This is a genomic window from Agrococcus sp. KRD186 (assembly GCF_017168255.1).
Classification (GTDB): domain Bacteria; phylum Actinomycetota; class Actinomycetes; order Actinomycetales; family Microbacteriaceae; genus Agrococcus.
In genome coordinates this window covers 308265-321649 of sequence record NZ_JABFAP010000001.1, presented here as the reverse complement: position 1 = coordinate 321649, position 13385 = coordinate 308265, and the positions used below count along the sequence as shown (strand labels likewise).

The following is a 13385-nucleotide window of genomic DNA, read 5'->3' as shown; positions in this document are numbered from 1 at the left end:
GCTGTGGTGCGAGCGCCACTGCGAGCTCGAGCGCGTCGATCGGCGCCGCGCGGGCTGCATCGAGCTCAGCGCGCTGCAGCGCCTCGAGCCGGGCGGCGACGGCCTGCCCGGCGGCGCCGCAGTCGCCCTCCGGCACTCCTGGCACGCGCTTGGGCGCGGGCACCCCGGGGGCCGGGTCGTCGAGCAGGTCGAGCTCGGCGAGCGGTCCGCGCGCGGCGTCGGGGTGGGCGTAGTCACCCCAGGCGTCGGGGGCGATCGCGAGCAGCTCGAGGATGCGGATGCCCGCGCGATCGAGTCGCTCGGCCACACCGAGCAGCTCGTCGCGCAGCGGCAGTGGGCCGGTGCCGAGCGACTCGGGCAGGCAGGCGATCAGCACGACGGCCTCGGCGCCGAGCGCGCTCGACCGGATCACCCGGGCGGCGGCATCGACGCTGCGTGCCGCCGGCAGGTCGAGCGCCATCGGCATGCCGGAGCGGCCGTCTGAGAACGGCAGCGCCACGAGCGATGGTGCAGCGACCTCGCCGACCAGGCGCGGCAGCAGCTGCAGCAGGGATTGCGGGGTACGGATGCGAATGGTCTCCATGGGCGCAGGGTGCGGCATGGGGCGCGCTCCGCGCTGCATCCCGGCGAAGGGGTGTGGATATATACCCCTAGGGGGTATAATGTGGGCAGCATGAGCGGGACCCACGAGCACGGACACCAGGCACCGATGACGCACGACCCACACGCGAGTCACGACGCGCACGCCGGTCAAGACGCGCACGCCGGGCATGACGCGCACACCGATCACGACGCGCACGCCGGCCACAGCGGCCACGCGGGCCACGGCGATCACGTCGCGATCTACCGGCGCCTGTTCTGGTGGATGCTCGCCCTCGCTGTGCCCACGGTGCTGCTGAGCGGCATGTTCGCCTCGATCGTCGGCTACGCCCTGCCCGACTGGCCGTGGCTCCAGTGGGTCGCCCCCGTGCTCGGCACCGTCATGTACGTCGTCGGCGGCCGGCCGTTCCTCACCGGAGCGGTCGACGAGCTGCGGGCGCGCAAGCCGGGCATGATGCTGCTGATCGGCCTCGCGATCACCGTCGCGTTCGTCGCCTCCTGGGCGTCGACGCTGGGGCTGGCCGACCACCAGCTCGAGTTCTGGTGGGAGCTCGCGCTGCTGATCGTCATCATGCTGCTGGGCCACTGGATCGAGATGCGCTCGCTCGCGCAGACCTCCTCCGCCCTCGACTCGCTCGCGGCCCTGCTGCCCGACGAGGCCGAGCGGGTCGTCGACGGCGGCACCGAGCTCGTCTCCCCCGACGCGCTGCAGCTCGACGACGTGGTGGTCGTGCGCCCCGGCGCGCGCGTGCCCGCCGACGGCGTGGTCGTGGAGGGATCGGCCAGCTTCGACGAGGCCATGATCACCGGCGAGTCGCGCCCGGTCGCGCGCGGCGAGGGCGACCGGGTGGTCGCGGGCACCGTGGCGACCGACTCGGGCGTGCGCGTGCGCATCGACGCGGTCGGCGACGAGACCACGCTGGCGGGCATCCGCCGCCTGGTCGCCGACGCGCAGGCCTCGACCTCCAAGGCGCAGCGCCTCGCCGACCGCGCCGCGGGCTGGCTGTTCTGGTTCGCGCTCGGCGCCGCCGTCATCACCGCCATCGCGTGGTCGCTGTTCGGCATGCCCGACGACGCCGTCATCCGTGCGGTCACCGTACTCGTGATCGCCTGCCCCCACGCGCTCGGCCTGGCCATCCCGCTCGTCGTCTCGATCGCGACCGAGCGCGCGGCCCGCGGCGGCGTGCTGATCGCCGACCGCCTCGCGCTCGAGACCATGCGGCACATCGATGTCGTGCTCTTCGACAAGACCGGCACGCTCACGGCGGGCGAGCCGGTCGTGCTCGAGCACCTCGTGGCCGAATCGCACGGCGGCAAGGACGACGCCGGCCAGGACGACGCCGGCGACCGCCTGCTCGCACTTGCCGCCGCGGCGGAGACCCCGAGCGAGCACCCCCTCGCCCGGGCCATCGTGCGCGCGGCCGAGGATGCCCGCCTGACGGTGCCCGACGCATCCGACTTCACGTCCTCCCCCGCCGTCGGCGTCACCGCCACGGTCGGCGGCCGCACGGTGCGCGTGGGCGGGCCGCACATGCTCGCCGAGGAGGGCGCTCAGGAGCTGCCGGGCGTCGAGCCGTGGCGCGCCGAGGGCGCGATCATCCTGCACGTGGTCGTCGACGGCGAGGTCGCCGGTGCGCTGCGGCTCGCCGACGCGATTCGCGAGGAGTCGAAGCAGGCGGTGGATGCGCTGCACGCGCTGGGCATCGAGGTCGCGATGGTCACGGGCGACGCCGAGGCGGTGGCGCAGTCGGTCGCGAAGGAGCTCGGCATCGATCGGGTGGCGGCCGGTGTGCGCCCCGAGCACAAGGAGCGCGAGGTCGCCCGCCTGCAGGGCGAGGGGCGCCGGGTGGCGTTCGTGGGCGACGGCGTGAACGATGCGCCGGCGCTCGCGCGGGCCGATGTGGGGCTCGCGATCGGCGCGGGCACCGACGTGGCGATCGCCTCGGCCGATGTGATCCTGGCGAGCTCGGATCCCCGCAGCGTCGTCTCGGTGGTGCAGCTCTCGAGCGCGAGCGCGAGGAAGATGGTGCAGAACCTCTGGTGGGCGGCCGGCTACAACCTGCTGTCGGTGCCGCTCGCGGCCGGGGTGCTCGCGCCGATCGGCTTCGTGCTGCCGATGTCGGTGGGCGCGCTGCTGATGTCGGCCTCGACGGTGGTGGTGGCGCTCAACGCGCAGCTGCTGCGCCGGCTCGACCTCGACCCGGCGCGATCGGCCGCGCGGGCGCTCGCCGCCTGAGCGCCGCGCGGGCGCTGAGCGGCGCGCCGGCGCAGGTATACGGCGATTCGCGCTTCGCGGGGCGCGCGAGGAGCAAACCGCCGTATAGCTGTGGCGGGCGTCGGGCGCGGCGGCACTACCGTGTCTGCATGATGCGCACGCGGCCCGAGCTCACCGGTTCGTTCGGGGCGGTCGCCTCCACCCACTGGCTCGCCTCCTCGAGCGGCATGGCCGTGCTCGAGCGGGGCGGCAACGCCGCCGACGCGGCGGCCGCTGCCGGCTTCGTGCTGCACGTGGTCGAGCCGCACCTGAACGGCCCCGGCGGCGACATGCCGCTGATCGTGCGGGTGCCCGGCGGCGAGCCGCGGGTGCTGAGCGGGCAGGGCGTCACGCCTGCCGCCGCAACCATCGAGCGGATGCGCGCGGAGGGCATCGAGCACATCCCCGGCACCGGCCTGCTCGCCGCGGTCGTGCCGGGTGCGGTGCCCGCGTGGCTCACGCTGCTGCGCGACCACGGCAGCTGGGCACCCGCCGAGGTGCTGGCGTTCGCGATCGAGCTGGCCGACCGCGGCCACCGGGTGCTGCCGCGGGTGGCGCGCACGATCGCCGGCCGCGCCGACTTCTTCCGCGAGCACTGGCCCGCCTCGGCGGCGCTCTGGGCCGACCCGGCGCCGGCCGAGTGGGGTGTGATCCGCAATCCGGCGCTCGCCGAGACCTACCGTCGCCTCGCCGACGCCGGGCGCGGCAAGGCGCGCGAGGCGGCGTGCGATGCCGCCATCGCCGCCTGGAGCGAGGGCTTCGTCGCCGAGGCCATCGACCGCCACAGCCGCCAGCCGCAGATGGACTCCACCGGCGACCCCCACGCAGGCCTGCTCACGGGCGACGACCTGGCGACCTGGCGCCCGCAGTGGGAGGACACCCTCTCGCTCCCCTGGCGCGGCACCACCGTGCACAAGGCCGGCGCCTGGACGCAGGGCCCGGCGCTGCTGGAGGCGCTCGGCATCCTCGACCCGCTGCTGCCCGAGCACGAGGGGTCGGATGCGTTGGGGCCCGGTGCGTTCGGGGCCGATGCGTTGGGGCCCGGTGCGTTCGGGGCCGACCTCGTGCACCTCGCGGCCGAGGCGGTGAAGCTCGCGTTCGCCGACCGCGACGCCTGGTTCGGCGACGGCGCCGACCTCTCGCGCCTGCTGCACCCCGACCACCTCGCCGAGCGGCGAGCGCTGATCGGCGAGCAGGCGTCGCTCGAGCTGCGGCCCGGTGCCCTGCACGGCCCTCCCCGACTCGCGCAGGTGCGCACCGCCGCCGAGCACGAGGCCGCCGGCGCCGCCGCCGGCGCAGCGCCTGCCGGCACCGCACAGGCCGGCACCGCGCAGGCCGGCAGCGCACAGGCCGGCAGCGCACAGGCCGGCAGCGCATCGGCCGGCACGGGCGAACCCACCCGCGGCGACACCTGCCACATCGACGTCGTCGACCGAGACGGCATGGTCGTCTCGGCCACGCCGTCCGGCGGCTGGCTGCAGTCGAGCCCGACGATCGACGAGCTCGGCTTCTGCCTCGGCACGCGCGCCCAGATGCTGTGGCTGGAACCCGGGCTGCCCACGAGCCTGGCCCCGGGCATCCGCCCCCGCACCACCCTGTCGCCCACGATGCTCGTCGACGACGACGGCACGGTGGCGGCGCTCGGCACGCCCGGCGGCGACCAGCAGGATCAGTGGCAGCTCTCGATGCTGCTGGGCATGCGCGTGCTGGGGCTCAGCCCGCAGGCGGCGATCGACGCGCCCGCCTGGCACCTGACGCACCTGATCTCGTCGTTCGAGCCGCGGGTGTGGGAGCCGGGCGGGCTGCACGTCGAGTCGCGGCTGGGCGAGGCGACCATCGCCGAGCTGCGCCGGCGCGGTCACGTGGTGACGGATGCGGGGCCCTGGTCACTCGGGCGGCTCTCGTTCGCGTCGTTCCAGGCGGGCGCGGTCGCTTCGGGAAGTATCGGCGACGAGCGCCCCGGCCTGCCGACGATCAGGGCGGCCGCGAACCCGCGCGGTGAGCAGGGCTACGCGGTGCTGCGGTAGCCGCTAGCTAGGAGAAGAGCTCGGCGATGCGCTCGATGGTCGCCCCGTCGAGCTCGCCGTTGCCGGCGGCTGCGTTCTGCGCGACCTGCTCGGGCCGCGTCGCTCCGGCGATGACGCTCGTGACGGCGGGCTGCGCGAGCATCCACTGAAAGGTGGTCTCGAGCATGGTGCGGCCGGCGTCGCTGACGATGCGCTCGTACTCGTCGATGCGCGCCCAGTCGGTCTGCTCGAGCAGTTGCGGCTTCAGGGCCGTCAGGCGCGCATCCGCCGGGCCCGTGCCCTTCGAGTACTTGCCGGAGAGCAGGCCGTTGGCGAGCGGGAAGTAGGGCAGGAAGCCGATGCCGGTCTCGAGCACGGCCGGCAGCACCTCCTTCTCGACGTCGCGGGCGACGAGTGAGTACTCGTCCTGCGCCGACACGAAGCCGTTGGGCGTCTCGACCTCGGCCGCGGCGGCGATCTGCTCGGGGCTGAAGTTGGAGTGGCCGTAGGCGCGGATCTTGCCCTCGGCGACGAGCTCGTCGAGCGCCCGCACGGTCTCCTCGATGGGCGTCGCGGGGTCGGGCGTGTGCTGCTGGTAGAGGTCGATGCGGTCGGTCTGCAGCCGGCGCAGCGATGCCTCGACGGCGTTGCGGATGTACAGCCGAGCACCCTTGGGCCCCCACTGCTCGGCGCCCACGAGGTCGACGCCCTGGTGGCCCCACTTCGTGGCGAGCACGACCTTGTCGCGGGCGGCGCTGCCGGCCTTCGCCAGTGCGACGCCCATGAGCGTCTCTGAGGTGGTGGGCGGCTGGCCGTACATGTCGGCGGTGTCGAACAGGGTGATGCCGTGGTCGATGGCTGCGTGGATCACCGCGTCGGTGCCCGACTGGTCCTCCGTGCGGGTGCCCTTGCGACCGAAGTTGTTGCAGCCGAGGCCGATGGGTGAGACCACGAGCCGTGAGGTGCCGAGTGTGCGCGTCATGTCAGTCAGGCTATCGAGGTCGGCTGGCATCTCAGCCGCCCGCAGATCGTCCAGGGCACCGTCACTTCGCCGTGCCGGACGCGGGCTTCCGCGCCTTCGCGGGCTTGTGCGGCTGGGTCGCGGCGATCGTCTGCGCCACTTCGTGCAGCCAGTCGATGTCGTCCATCGCATCGTCGTCGACGACGCCGTACGGCTTCGAGCCCGGGTATGCCTCGCCGCGCGGGAGGTGCTCGGTGAGCTCGGTCGCCTCGGGCACGAGCTTCAGCAGCAGGGTGTCGTCGCAGACGAAACCGAAGATGCGGTCGTCGCAATAGATCGCCTGCTCGCCGAACATCGGCTGGAGCCGGATGGGCAGCGGCTCGAAGGCCTCGCGGATGCGCTCGAGCGTCTCGGGCCTGTTCGACATGCGGCGATCATCGCACGATCTGCCGGCCGCGCGCCGCGCCCGTATCCGGGCGCTACGAAGGGCGGTCATGCGGGCAGCGCCGGCGAGCAAAGCGTCATCGTGGCCGGTGTCAGCGCGGCCGGTGTCAGCGCGGCCTTCAGCGGACACGCGCAGGCGCGTGCGGCGTCCAGATGGTCGGTCTCAGAAGGGTGTGTCCACCAGTGGTGGCGCGTTCGGGAGGCTGGGCTGGGTGCAGGTCATGGTGCCCCAGAAGGTGTCGTCGGTGGCGGTGAAGCGTGGTCCTTGGGGCTCGGGTTCGCTGCGGAGCACGATGCCGAGGGGGCTGGTGAACTCGAGCACGCCGTCTTCGAGCTGCTGCACGGTCCAGGCGGTGGCGTGCTTCATCGTGTGGTGCCGGCGGCAGAGGTGGGCGAGGTTGCCGATGGTGGTCGCGCCGCCGGCGTCCCAGTCGTGGGTGTGGTCGACGTCGGCGCGGTAGACGGGGGTGTTGCAGCCGGGCCAGCGGCAACGGCCGTCGCGATCGCGCCGGCACGGACAGCATCGATGTACCCCTCCGCATCCATGCCGTCCTCGAACATGCAGGCATTCAATCAGCGGCCACTGACATGGGAAGAGAGATTCGAACGGGGTGTGGAGAACTCGCGGAGCCGGTCTCGATACGCGCGCTGCGCGCGCTACTCGACCAGCGGCGAAGAGCGGGGCGCGCTCGGCCAGCGGAGGGGCGGTCTGGATACGCGCGCGGGGCGCGCTCGACCAACGAGGCAGGTCAGACGGGGGCGAAGCGCGGGTCCTGCACGACCAGGCGCAGGCCCGTCTCGGTGCGGGTCAGCGGCACCGACGCCGACGCCGCCCAGCGCACCAGCGCATCCGCCGTATCGGCCTCGACGGCAGCCTCAGCGAGCGAGCGCACCAGGGCGCCCTTGCCGGCCTTGTTCCAGTGGTTGAGGGCCTTGCCCTCCGGCGAGACGATCTCGACCGGCACCGCACCGGCGACCGGCGCGAGCGCGGCGTAGGCCTTCGATCGCAGGTCGAGCGCGAACCCGTCGATGACCGCACCGGCATCGGACCAGAGGTCACGCATCCGCTCCCCCGGCAGCTTCGTGTGCTCGGAGACCTTGTACGAGGGAATGCGGTCGGATGCGCGCACGAAGCCGAGCAGGGCCGACTGGATGACGACGTGGGTCTCGACCCAGGCGCGGGCGTCGTCGTCGAGCGAGGCGGCGCCGAGGGCGTCGTAGAGCACGCCCGTGTAGCGCTCGATGGCCGCCATGGTCGGCGCGGAGCGGACGGCCGCGTTGTCGGCGGCGGCGCGCGCCTTCGCGGGCGTCGAGACGTCCTGCCCGGCGGCGACCAGGCGGTCGAGCGCTGCCAGTGCCCGCGAACGGGCGACGGCCAGCCCGGGGAATCCCAGACTGGCCGTCGTGAGGCTTGCGCCGCTCCCGCCTGCCGCCTTCGTCTCGCTGGGCGGCAGCAGGACGATCACGTGAGCTTGGCGTTCCGAGCGACGATCTCGACCCGGTCGTGGTCGACCGAGAGGAAGCCATCGGCGGCGTCCACGGCGTGCACCGTGCCGGAGCTGTCGGTGACGCGCACCTGCCCCTCCGCGGCGAGCACCGCGAGCACCGGCTCGTGGCCCTTCAGGATGCCGATCTCGCCCTCGGTGGTCTTGGCGATCACCTGCGTGGCCTCGCCGGTCCAGACCTCCTCCGCAGCGGAGACGATGCTGACGGTGAGAGCCATCAGCCGTTGTCCTTCTGGATCTGCGCCCACTTCTCCTCGACGTCCGAGATGCCACCGACGTTGAAGAAGGCCTGCTCGGCCACGTGGTCGAACTCGCCCTTGGCGATCGCGTCGAACGACTCGATCGTCTCCTTGAGCGGCACCGTGGAACCCTCGACACCGGTGAACTTCTTCGCCATGTAGGTGTTCTGCGAGAGGAACTGCTGGATGCGGCGCGCACGGTTCACGACGATCTTGTCCTCCTCGGACAGCTCGTCGACACCGAGGATGGCGATGATCTCCTGCAGCTCCTTGTTCTTCTGGAGGATCTGCTTGACCGTCGTCGCGACGCGGTAGTGGTCGTCGCCCAGGTAGCGGGGGTCGAGGATGCGGCTGGTCGACGTGAGCGGGTCGACGGCCGGGTAGAGACCCTTCGACGCGATCTCGCGGCTCAGCTCCGTCGTGGCGTCGAGGTGCGCGAACGTCGTGGCCGGGGCCGGGTCGGTGTAGTCGTCAGCGGGCACGTAGATGGCCTGCAGCGACGTGATCGAGTGACCGCGGGTCGACGTGATGCGCTCCTGGAGCACACCCATCTCGTCGGCGAGGTTGGGCTGGTAGCCGACGGCGCTGGGCATGCGGCCGAGCAGCGTCGAGACCTCCGAGCCCGCCTGCGTGAAGCGGAAGATGTTGTCGATGAACAGCAGCACGTCCTGCTGCTGCACGTCGCGGAAGTACTCCGCCATCGTCAGCGCGCTCAGCGCGACGCGGAGACGCGTGCCCGGGGGCTCATCCATCTGGCCGAAGACGAGGGCGGTCTTGTCGAACACGCCCGCCTCCTCCATCTCGTGGATGAGGTCGTTGCCCTCACGGGTGCGCTCGCCGACACCGGCGAACACCGAGACACCGCCGTGGTCGGATGCCACGCGCTGGATCATCTCCTGGATGAGGACGGTCTTGCCGACACCGGCACCGCCGAACAGACCGATCTTGCCGCCGAGCACGTAGGGCGTGAGGAGGTCGATGACCTTGATGCCGGTCTCGAACAACTGCGTCTTCGACTCGAGCTGGTCGAACGACGGCGCCTTGCGGTGGATGCCCCAGCGCTCGGTGACCTCGAGGGTCTCGCCCTCGGCGAGGTTGAGCGCCTCGCCGATGACGTTGAAGACCTTGCCCTTGGTGACGTCGCCGACGGGAACGGTGATCGACTCGCCGGTGTCGCGCACCTCCTGGCCGCGGACGAGGCCGTCCGTCGGCTTCAGCGCGATGGCGCGGACGAGGTCGTCGCCGAGGTGCTGTGCGACCTCGAGCGTGATCTCCTGCGCCGGCGTGCCGTCGCCGAAGTCGACGGTCGTCTTGAGCGCGTTGTAGATGCCGGGGATCGCGTCGTGCGGGAACTCGATGTCGACGACGGGACCGGTCACGCGAGCGACGCGACCGACGCCGGCCTGCGTCTGCGAGGTCTCGGTGGTGTCAGTGATGGTCATGATGGTTGCCTTTCGTGGCTACTTCGCCGAGGCGAGGGCGTCCGCGCCGCCCACGATCTCGGAGATCTGCGTCGTGATCTCGGCCTGGCGCGCGTTGTTGCGCAGGCGGGTGTAGTCGGTGATGAGCTTGTCGGCGTTGTCGGAGGCCGACTTCATCGCCTTCTGCGTGGCTGCCTGCTTGGCGGCGGCCGACTGCAGCAGTGCGTTGAAGATGCGGCTCTCGACGTAGACCGGCAGGAGTGCGTCGAGCACCCGGGCGGGCTCGGGCTCGAACTCGTACAGCGGCAGGTGCTCCGCGGTGCCGGCGTCCTCCGCCTCCACCACCTCGAGCGGCAGCAGCCGCACCGAGGTCGGATCCTGCGTCATCATGCTCACGAAGCGGTTGTAGACGACGTGGATCTCGTCGACCTGCTCCGAGACATACGCCTCGAGCACGGCCTCCGCGATCTCCTGCGCGACCTCGGGCGTCGGCACGTCCGAGATGCCCGTCCACTCCCTGATGTAGGGGCGCTGGCGGAACTTGAAGTAGCCGACGGCCTTGTTGCCGATCAGGTAGTGATCGACTTCCTTGCCCTCAGACTCGAGCTTCGCCCGCAGCTCGCCCACCTCGCGGATGATCTGCGAGTTGAACGCGCCGGCCAGGCCGCGGTCGCTCGTCAGCACGACGATCGCCGCCCGCTTGAGCTCGTCTCGCTCGACCGTCAGCGGGTGCGCCTCGTTCGAGTACGTGGCCACTGCGCTCACGGCGCGCGTGAGCGCCCTGGCGTAGGGGTTCGACGCCTTGACGCGCACGAGCGCCTTCTGGATGCGCGATGCAGCGATGAGCTCCATCGCCTTGGTGATCTTCTTGGTCGACTGCGCAGACTTGATCTTCTGCGTATAGACCCGGAGCTGGGCTCCCATTCCGCCTCCTCAGCGAGCTCGCGTCAGCGACGGCCCTTGACGATCTGCTCCTGGTTGACGTCCTCAACCATCGGGTTGTTCGCCTCGGTGCCGGGGTCGGTGATGCTCGAGGACTCCTTGCCCTGCCAGTTCCTGGCGAACTCGTCGACCTCGGACTCGAGCTGAGCCTTCGTCTCGTCGTCCAGCTTGGCGGCGTCACGGATCGTGGCGAGCAGCGTGCTGTTGTTGCGCAGGTGCTCGAGGAGCTCGGACTCGAACTGCAGCACCTGGCTGACCTCGACGTCGTCGAACTTGCCGTTGGTGCCGGCCCAGATCGAGACGACCTGCTCCTCCACCGGGTACGGCGAGTACTGCGGCTGCTTCAGCAGCTCGGTGAGGCGTGCGCCTCGGGCGAGCTGCCGGCGCGAGGTGGCGTCGAGGTCGGATGCGAACATCGCGAAGGCCTCGAGCGAGCGGTACTGGGCGAGCTCGAGCTTGAGCGTGCCGGAGACCGACTTGATCGACTTGACCTGCGCGTCACCGCCGACTCGCGAGACCGAGATGCCGACGTCGACCGCAGGACGCTGGTTGGCGTTGAACAGGTCGGACTGCAGGAAGATCTGGCCGTCGGTGATCGAGATCACGTTGGTCGGGATGTAGGCCGAGACGTCGTTGGCCTTCGTCTCGATGATCGGCAGACCCGTCATCGAGCCGGCACCGAGCTCATCCGAGAGCTTCGCGCAGCGCTCGAGCAGACGCGAGTGCAGGTAGAAGACGTCACCGGGGTATGCCTCGCGGCCCGGCGGACGGCGCAGCAGCAGCGAGACGGCGCGGTAGGCCTCCGCCTGCTTCGACAGGTCGTCGAAGATGATCAGGACGTGCTTGCCCTCGTACATCCAGTGCTGGCCGATGGCCGAGCCCGTGTACGGAGCGAGGTACTTGAAGCCGGCCGGGTCGGAGGCGGGCGAGGCGACGATGGTGGTGTACGCCATCGCGCCGGCGTCCTCGAGGGCGCCCTTCACCGAGGCGATGGTCGAGCCCTTCTGGCCGACGGCGACGTAGATGCAGCGCACCTGCTTGTTGACGTCGCCCGAGTCCCAGTTGGCCTTCTGGTTGATGATCGTGTCGATCGCCAGTGCCGTCTTGCCGGTCTGGCGGTCGCCGATGATCAGCTGACGCTGGCCGCGGCCGACGGGGATCATGGCGTCGATCGCCTTGATGCCGGTCTGGAGCGGCTCGTGCACCGACTTGCGCTGCATCACGCCGGGCGCCTGCAGCTCGAGGGCGCGGCGGCCGCTCGTGGCGATCTCGCCCAGTCCGTCGATCGGGACGCCGAGCGGGTCGACGACGCGGCCGAGGTAGCCCTCGCCGACGGGGACGGAGAGGACCTCGCCCGTGCGGGTCACCTCCATGCCGGCCACGATGCCGTCGAACTCACCGAGCACGACGACGCCGATCTCGGTCTCGTCGAGGTTCTGCGCGAGGCCGAGCGTGCCGTCCGCGAAGCGGACGAGCTCGTTCGCCATGACGCCGGGGAGGCCCTCGACGTGCGCGATGCCGTCTGCGGCGTCGATGACGTGGCCGACCTCGGCCGTCGTCGAGGTCGACGCCTCGTAGGACGAGACGAAGGCGGCGAGGGCGCCCTTGATCTCGTCTGGGCTGATGGTGAGCTCTGACATGTGTCTTCCTCTTCGGGGCTTTCGACCTAGCCGAGCTGCAGGCGGAGGTCGGTGAACTTGGAACGGACGGTGCCGTCGATGATGTCGTCGCCGATCGAGACGCGGAGTCCGCCGAGCACGGCGGGGTCGACGATCTGCTGCAGCTGCAGCGTGCGGCCGTACTGGCGCTCGAGGCCGGCGCGGAGCCGGTCGAGCTGCGGGGCAGGGATCTCGCGAGCCGTGGTGACGGTCGCGAGCGACCGGCCGGCGGCCGCAGCCACCTCGGTCGCCGCGGCGCGCAGCATCGCACCGATGCGGCGGCCGCGCGGTGCGCGCACGAGGTGGTCGAGGATGACCGCTGCGGGCTCGCTCGCCTTGCCTGCGAGCAGCTGCTCGACCAGGCGGGCCTTGCCGTCGGCCGAGCCGCGCAGGCCACCGAGGGCCAGCTCGAGCTCTGCGTCCGCGGCGACGATCCGCTGGAACGAGGCGATCTCGCCCGCGACATCGGCATCCCCTGCCGCCCGCACGGCGACGCGGATGCCCGCGGCGTCGATGGCGGAGAGGATGTCGTCGGCGTCGGACCAGCGCTGGCGGGCCAGGTGCGCGACGATCGATCTCGCCGGTGCACCGAGCTGACCGAGCACGCGGTGGGCCAGAGCCGCACGCGCGTCGGGGGTCGAGACCGGGTCGCCGAGCGAGGCGAGCACCTGCGAGCTGCGCTCGATGGCGCGCGAAGCCCGGAAGAGCTCCCGTGCGTCATCGAGCCCCGCCTGCGGCTGCGCCCGAAGCGCCTCGTCGATGCCGGCTCGCGCCTGGCTGGTCGCGCTGCCCACTAGCGGTTCACTCCGTCTCGCTGAAGATCGGCACGCTCGAGGTCAGCGAGGAAGCGGTCGACGATGGCTGCCGAGCGCGAGTCGTCCATCGACTCGCCGACTACCTTCTCGCTGAGGTCGAGGGCGAGCGTGCCCACCTCGGACTTCAGCGACGAGAACGCCGCCTGGCGCTCCTGCTCGATGCGCTGGTGCGCCTGCGCGGTGATGCGCTCGGCATCCTCCGTGGCGCGTGCCTTGAGGTCAGCCTCGATCTTGGAGGCGTCGGCGCGCGCCTTCTCCTTGATCACGGACGCCTCGGCGCGAGCCTCTGCGAGCTGCGTGTTGTACGACTCCAGTGCGGCAGCGGCTTCCGCCTGCGCCTCCTCGGCCTTCTTGATGCCGCCCTCGATCGCTGCGGCGCGCTCGTCGAGCAGCGCCTGCACGCGAGGCAGGACGACCTTCCAGAAGATCAGCAGGAGGACGACGAAGATGACCGACGACCAGAGGATGTCGTAGAAGGCCGGGAGCAGCGGGTTGGGCAGCTCCTCCTCCCCCGCCATCCTGAGTGCAGTTGTCAGCATC

Annotated in this window: 13 protein-coding genes and 1 pseudogene; 2 read left to right on the top strand and 12 right to left on the bottom strand. The window is 71.4% G+C overall.

Translation table 11 applies throughout. From position 1 onward, the window contains the following. Positions 1-583 (bottom strand): hypothetical protein (locus J1M46_RS01665; protein ID WP_446698546.1); only part of this gene is annotated, 583 nt, incomplete at its 3' end. A gap of 90 nt (positions 584-673) precedes the next feature. Between J1M46_RS01665 and J1M46_RS01660 the strand changes: the two genes are divergently transcribed. Then, the gene (locus J1M46_RS01660; protein ID WP_206446249.1) at positions 674-2836 is read left to right on the top strand and encodes a heavy metal translocating P-type ATPase; all 2163 of its coding nucleotides are present in this window, start codon (positions 674-676) and stop codon (positions 2834-2836) included. 128 nt (positions 2837-2964) lie between these two features. Continuing rightward, positions 2965-4881, top strand: a complete 1917-nt coding sequence (locus J1M46_RS01655) for a gamma-glutamyltransferase family protein (RefSeq protein ID WP_206446248.1) — start codon at positions 2965-2967, stop codon at positions 4879-4881. Between the two features lie 7 nt (positions 4882-4888). On the opposite strand, the gene J1M46_RS01650 is transcribed toward J1M46_RS01655, so the two are convergent. From J1M46_RS01650 to J1M46_RS01605, 11 genes and pseudogenes are all read right to left on the bottom strand, one after another. Next, a complete protein-coding gene (locus J1M46_RS01650; RefSeq protein ID WP_206446247.1) occupies positions 4889-5842 on the bottom strand; it encodes an aldo/keto reductase in 954 nt (317 codons plus the stop codon). 61 nt (positions 5843-5903) lie between these two features. After that, a complete protein-coding gene (locus J1M46_RS01645) occupies positions 5904-6248 on the bottom strand; it encodes a TfoX/Sxy family protein (RefSeq protein WP_206446246.1) in 345 nt (114 codons plus the stop codon). Between the two features lie 180 nt (positions 6249-6428). Beyond that, positions 6429-6632 carry a hypothetical protein gene (locus tag J1M46_RS15175; RefSeq protein ID WP_241248976.1) on the bottom strand — a complete coding sequence of 68 codons (204 nt, stop codon included), beginning with the start codon at positions 6630-6632 and terminating at the stop codon, positions 6429-6431. After that, positions 6633-6830, bottom strand: a pseudogene (locus J1M46_RS15170) (HNH endonuclease); the annotation flags it as partial. A 184-nt stretch (positions 6831-7014) separates the two neighbouring features. After that, complete coding sequence (locus J1M46_RS01635) at positions 7015-7731, bottom strand: peroxide stress protein YaaA (protein WP_206446245.1); 717 nt, start codon at positions 7729-7731, stop codon at positions 7015-7017. Beyond that, positions 7728-7988, bottom strand: a complete 261-nt coding sequence (locus J1M46_RS01630; RefSeq protein WP_206446244.1) for a F0F1 ATP synthase subunit epsilon — start codon at positions 7986-7988, stop codon at positions 7728-7730. The genes J1M46_RS01635 and J1M46_RS01630 overlap by 4 nt, the downstream gene beginning before the upstream one ends. Beyond that, a complete protein-coding gene (gene atpD, locus J1M46_RS01625; RefSeq protein WP_206446243.1) occupies positions 7988-9451 on the bottom strand; it encodes a F0F1 ATP synthase subunit beta in 1464 nt (487 codons plus the stop codon). Before atpD ends, J1M46_RS01630 begins: the two co-directional genes overlap by 1 nt. A gap of 18 nt (positions 9452-9469) precedes the next feature. Continuing rightward, positions 9470-10354 (bottom strand): F0F1 ATP synthase subunit gamma, encoded by an 885-nt coding sequence (locus J1M46_RS01620; protein ID WP_206446242.1) that lies wholly within the window; start codon positions 10352-10354, stop codon positions 9470-9472. 23 nt (positions 10355-10377) lie between these two features. Beyond that, on the bottom strand, positions 10378-12012 hold the full coding sequence (atpA, locus tag J1M46_RS01615; protein ID WP_206446241.1) for a F0F1 ATP synthase subunit alpha: 1635 nt from the start codon (positions 12010-12012) through the stop codon (positions 10378-10380). Positions 12013-12038: 26 nt separating this feature from the next. Beyond that, entirely contained in the window at positions 12039-12824 is a 786-nt protein-coding gene (locus J1M46_RS01610; protein ID WP_206446240.1) for a F0F1 ATP synthase subunit delta, read from the bottom strand. Beyond that, complete coding sequence (locus J1M46_RS01605) at positions 12824-13384, bottom strand: F0F1 ATP synthase subunit B (protein ID WP_206446239.1); 561 nt, start codon at positions 13382-13384, stop codon at positions 12824-12826. Before J1M46_RS01605 ends, J1M46_RS01610 begins: the two co-directional genes overlap by 1 nt. Position 13385: the final 1 nt, after the last annotated feature.

What these genes read in the sequence shown, in the direction of transcription:
- J1M46_RS01650 (WP_206446247.1), bottom strand. Translation starts at nt 5,842, where the DNA reads ATGACGCGCACACTCGGCACCTCACGGCTCGTGGTCTCACCCATCGGC.
- J1M46_RS01655 (WP_206446248.1), top strand. Translation starts at nt 2,965, where the DNA reads ATGATGCGCACGCGGCCCGAGCTCACCGGTTCGTTCGGGGCGGTCGCC.
- J1M46_RS01630 (WP_206446244.1), bottom strand. Translation starts at nt 7,988, where the DNA reads ATGGCTCTCACCGTCAGCATCGTCTCCGCTGCGGAGGAGGTCTGGACC.
- atpD (WP_206446243.1), bottom strand. Translation starts at nt 9,451, where the DNA reads ATGACCATCACTGACACCACCGAGACCTCGCAGACGCAGGCCGGCGTC.
- J1M46_RS01605 (WP_206446239.1), bottom strand. Translation starts at nt 13,384, where the DNA reads ATGCTGACAACTGCACTCAGGATGGCGGGGGAGGAGGAGCTGCCCAAC.
- J1M46_RS01645 (WP_206446246.1), bottom strand. Translation starts at nt 6,248, where the DNA reads ATGTCGAACAGGCCCGAGACGCTCGAGCGCATCCGCGAGGCCTTCGAG.
- J1M46_RS01660 (WP_206446249.1), top strand. Translation starts at nt 674, where the DNA reads ATGAGCGGGACCCACGAGCACGGACACCAGGCACCGATGACGCACGAC.
- J1M46_RS15175 (WP_241248976.1), bottom strand. Translation starts at nt 6,632, where the DNA reads ATGAAGCACGCCACCGCCTGGACCGTGCAGCAGCTCGAAGACGGCGTG.
- J1M46_RS01620 (WP_206446242.1), bottom strand. Translation starts at nt 10,354, where the DNA reads ATGGGAGCCCAGCTCCGGGTCTATACGCAGAAGATCAAGTCTGCGCAG.
- atpA (WP_206446241.1), bottom strand. Translation starts at nt 12,012, where the DNA reads ATGTCAGAGCTCACCATCAGCCCAGACGAGATCAAGGGCGCCCTCGCC.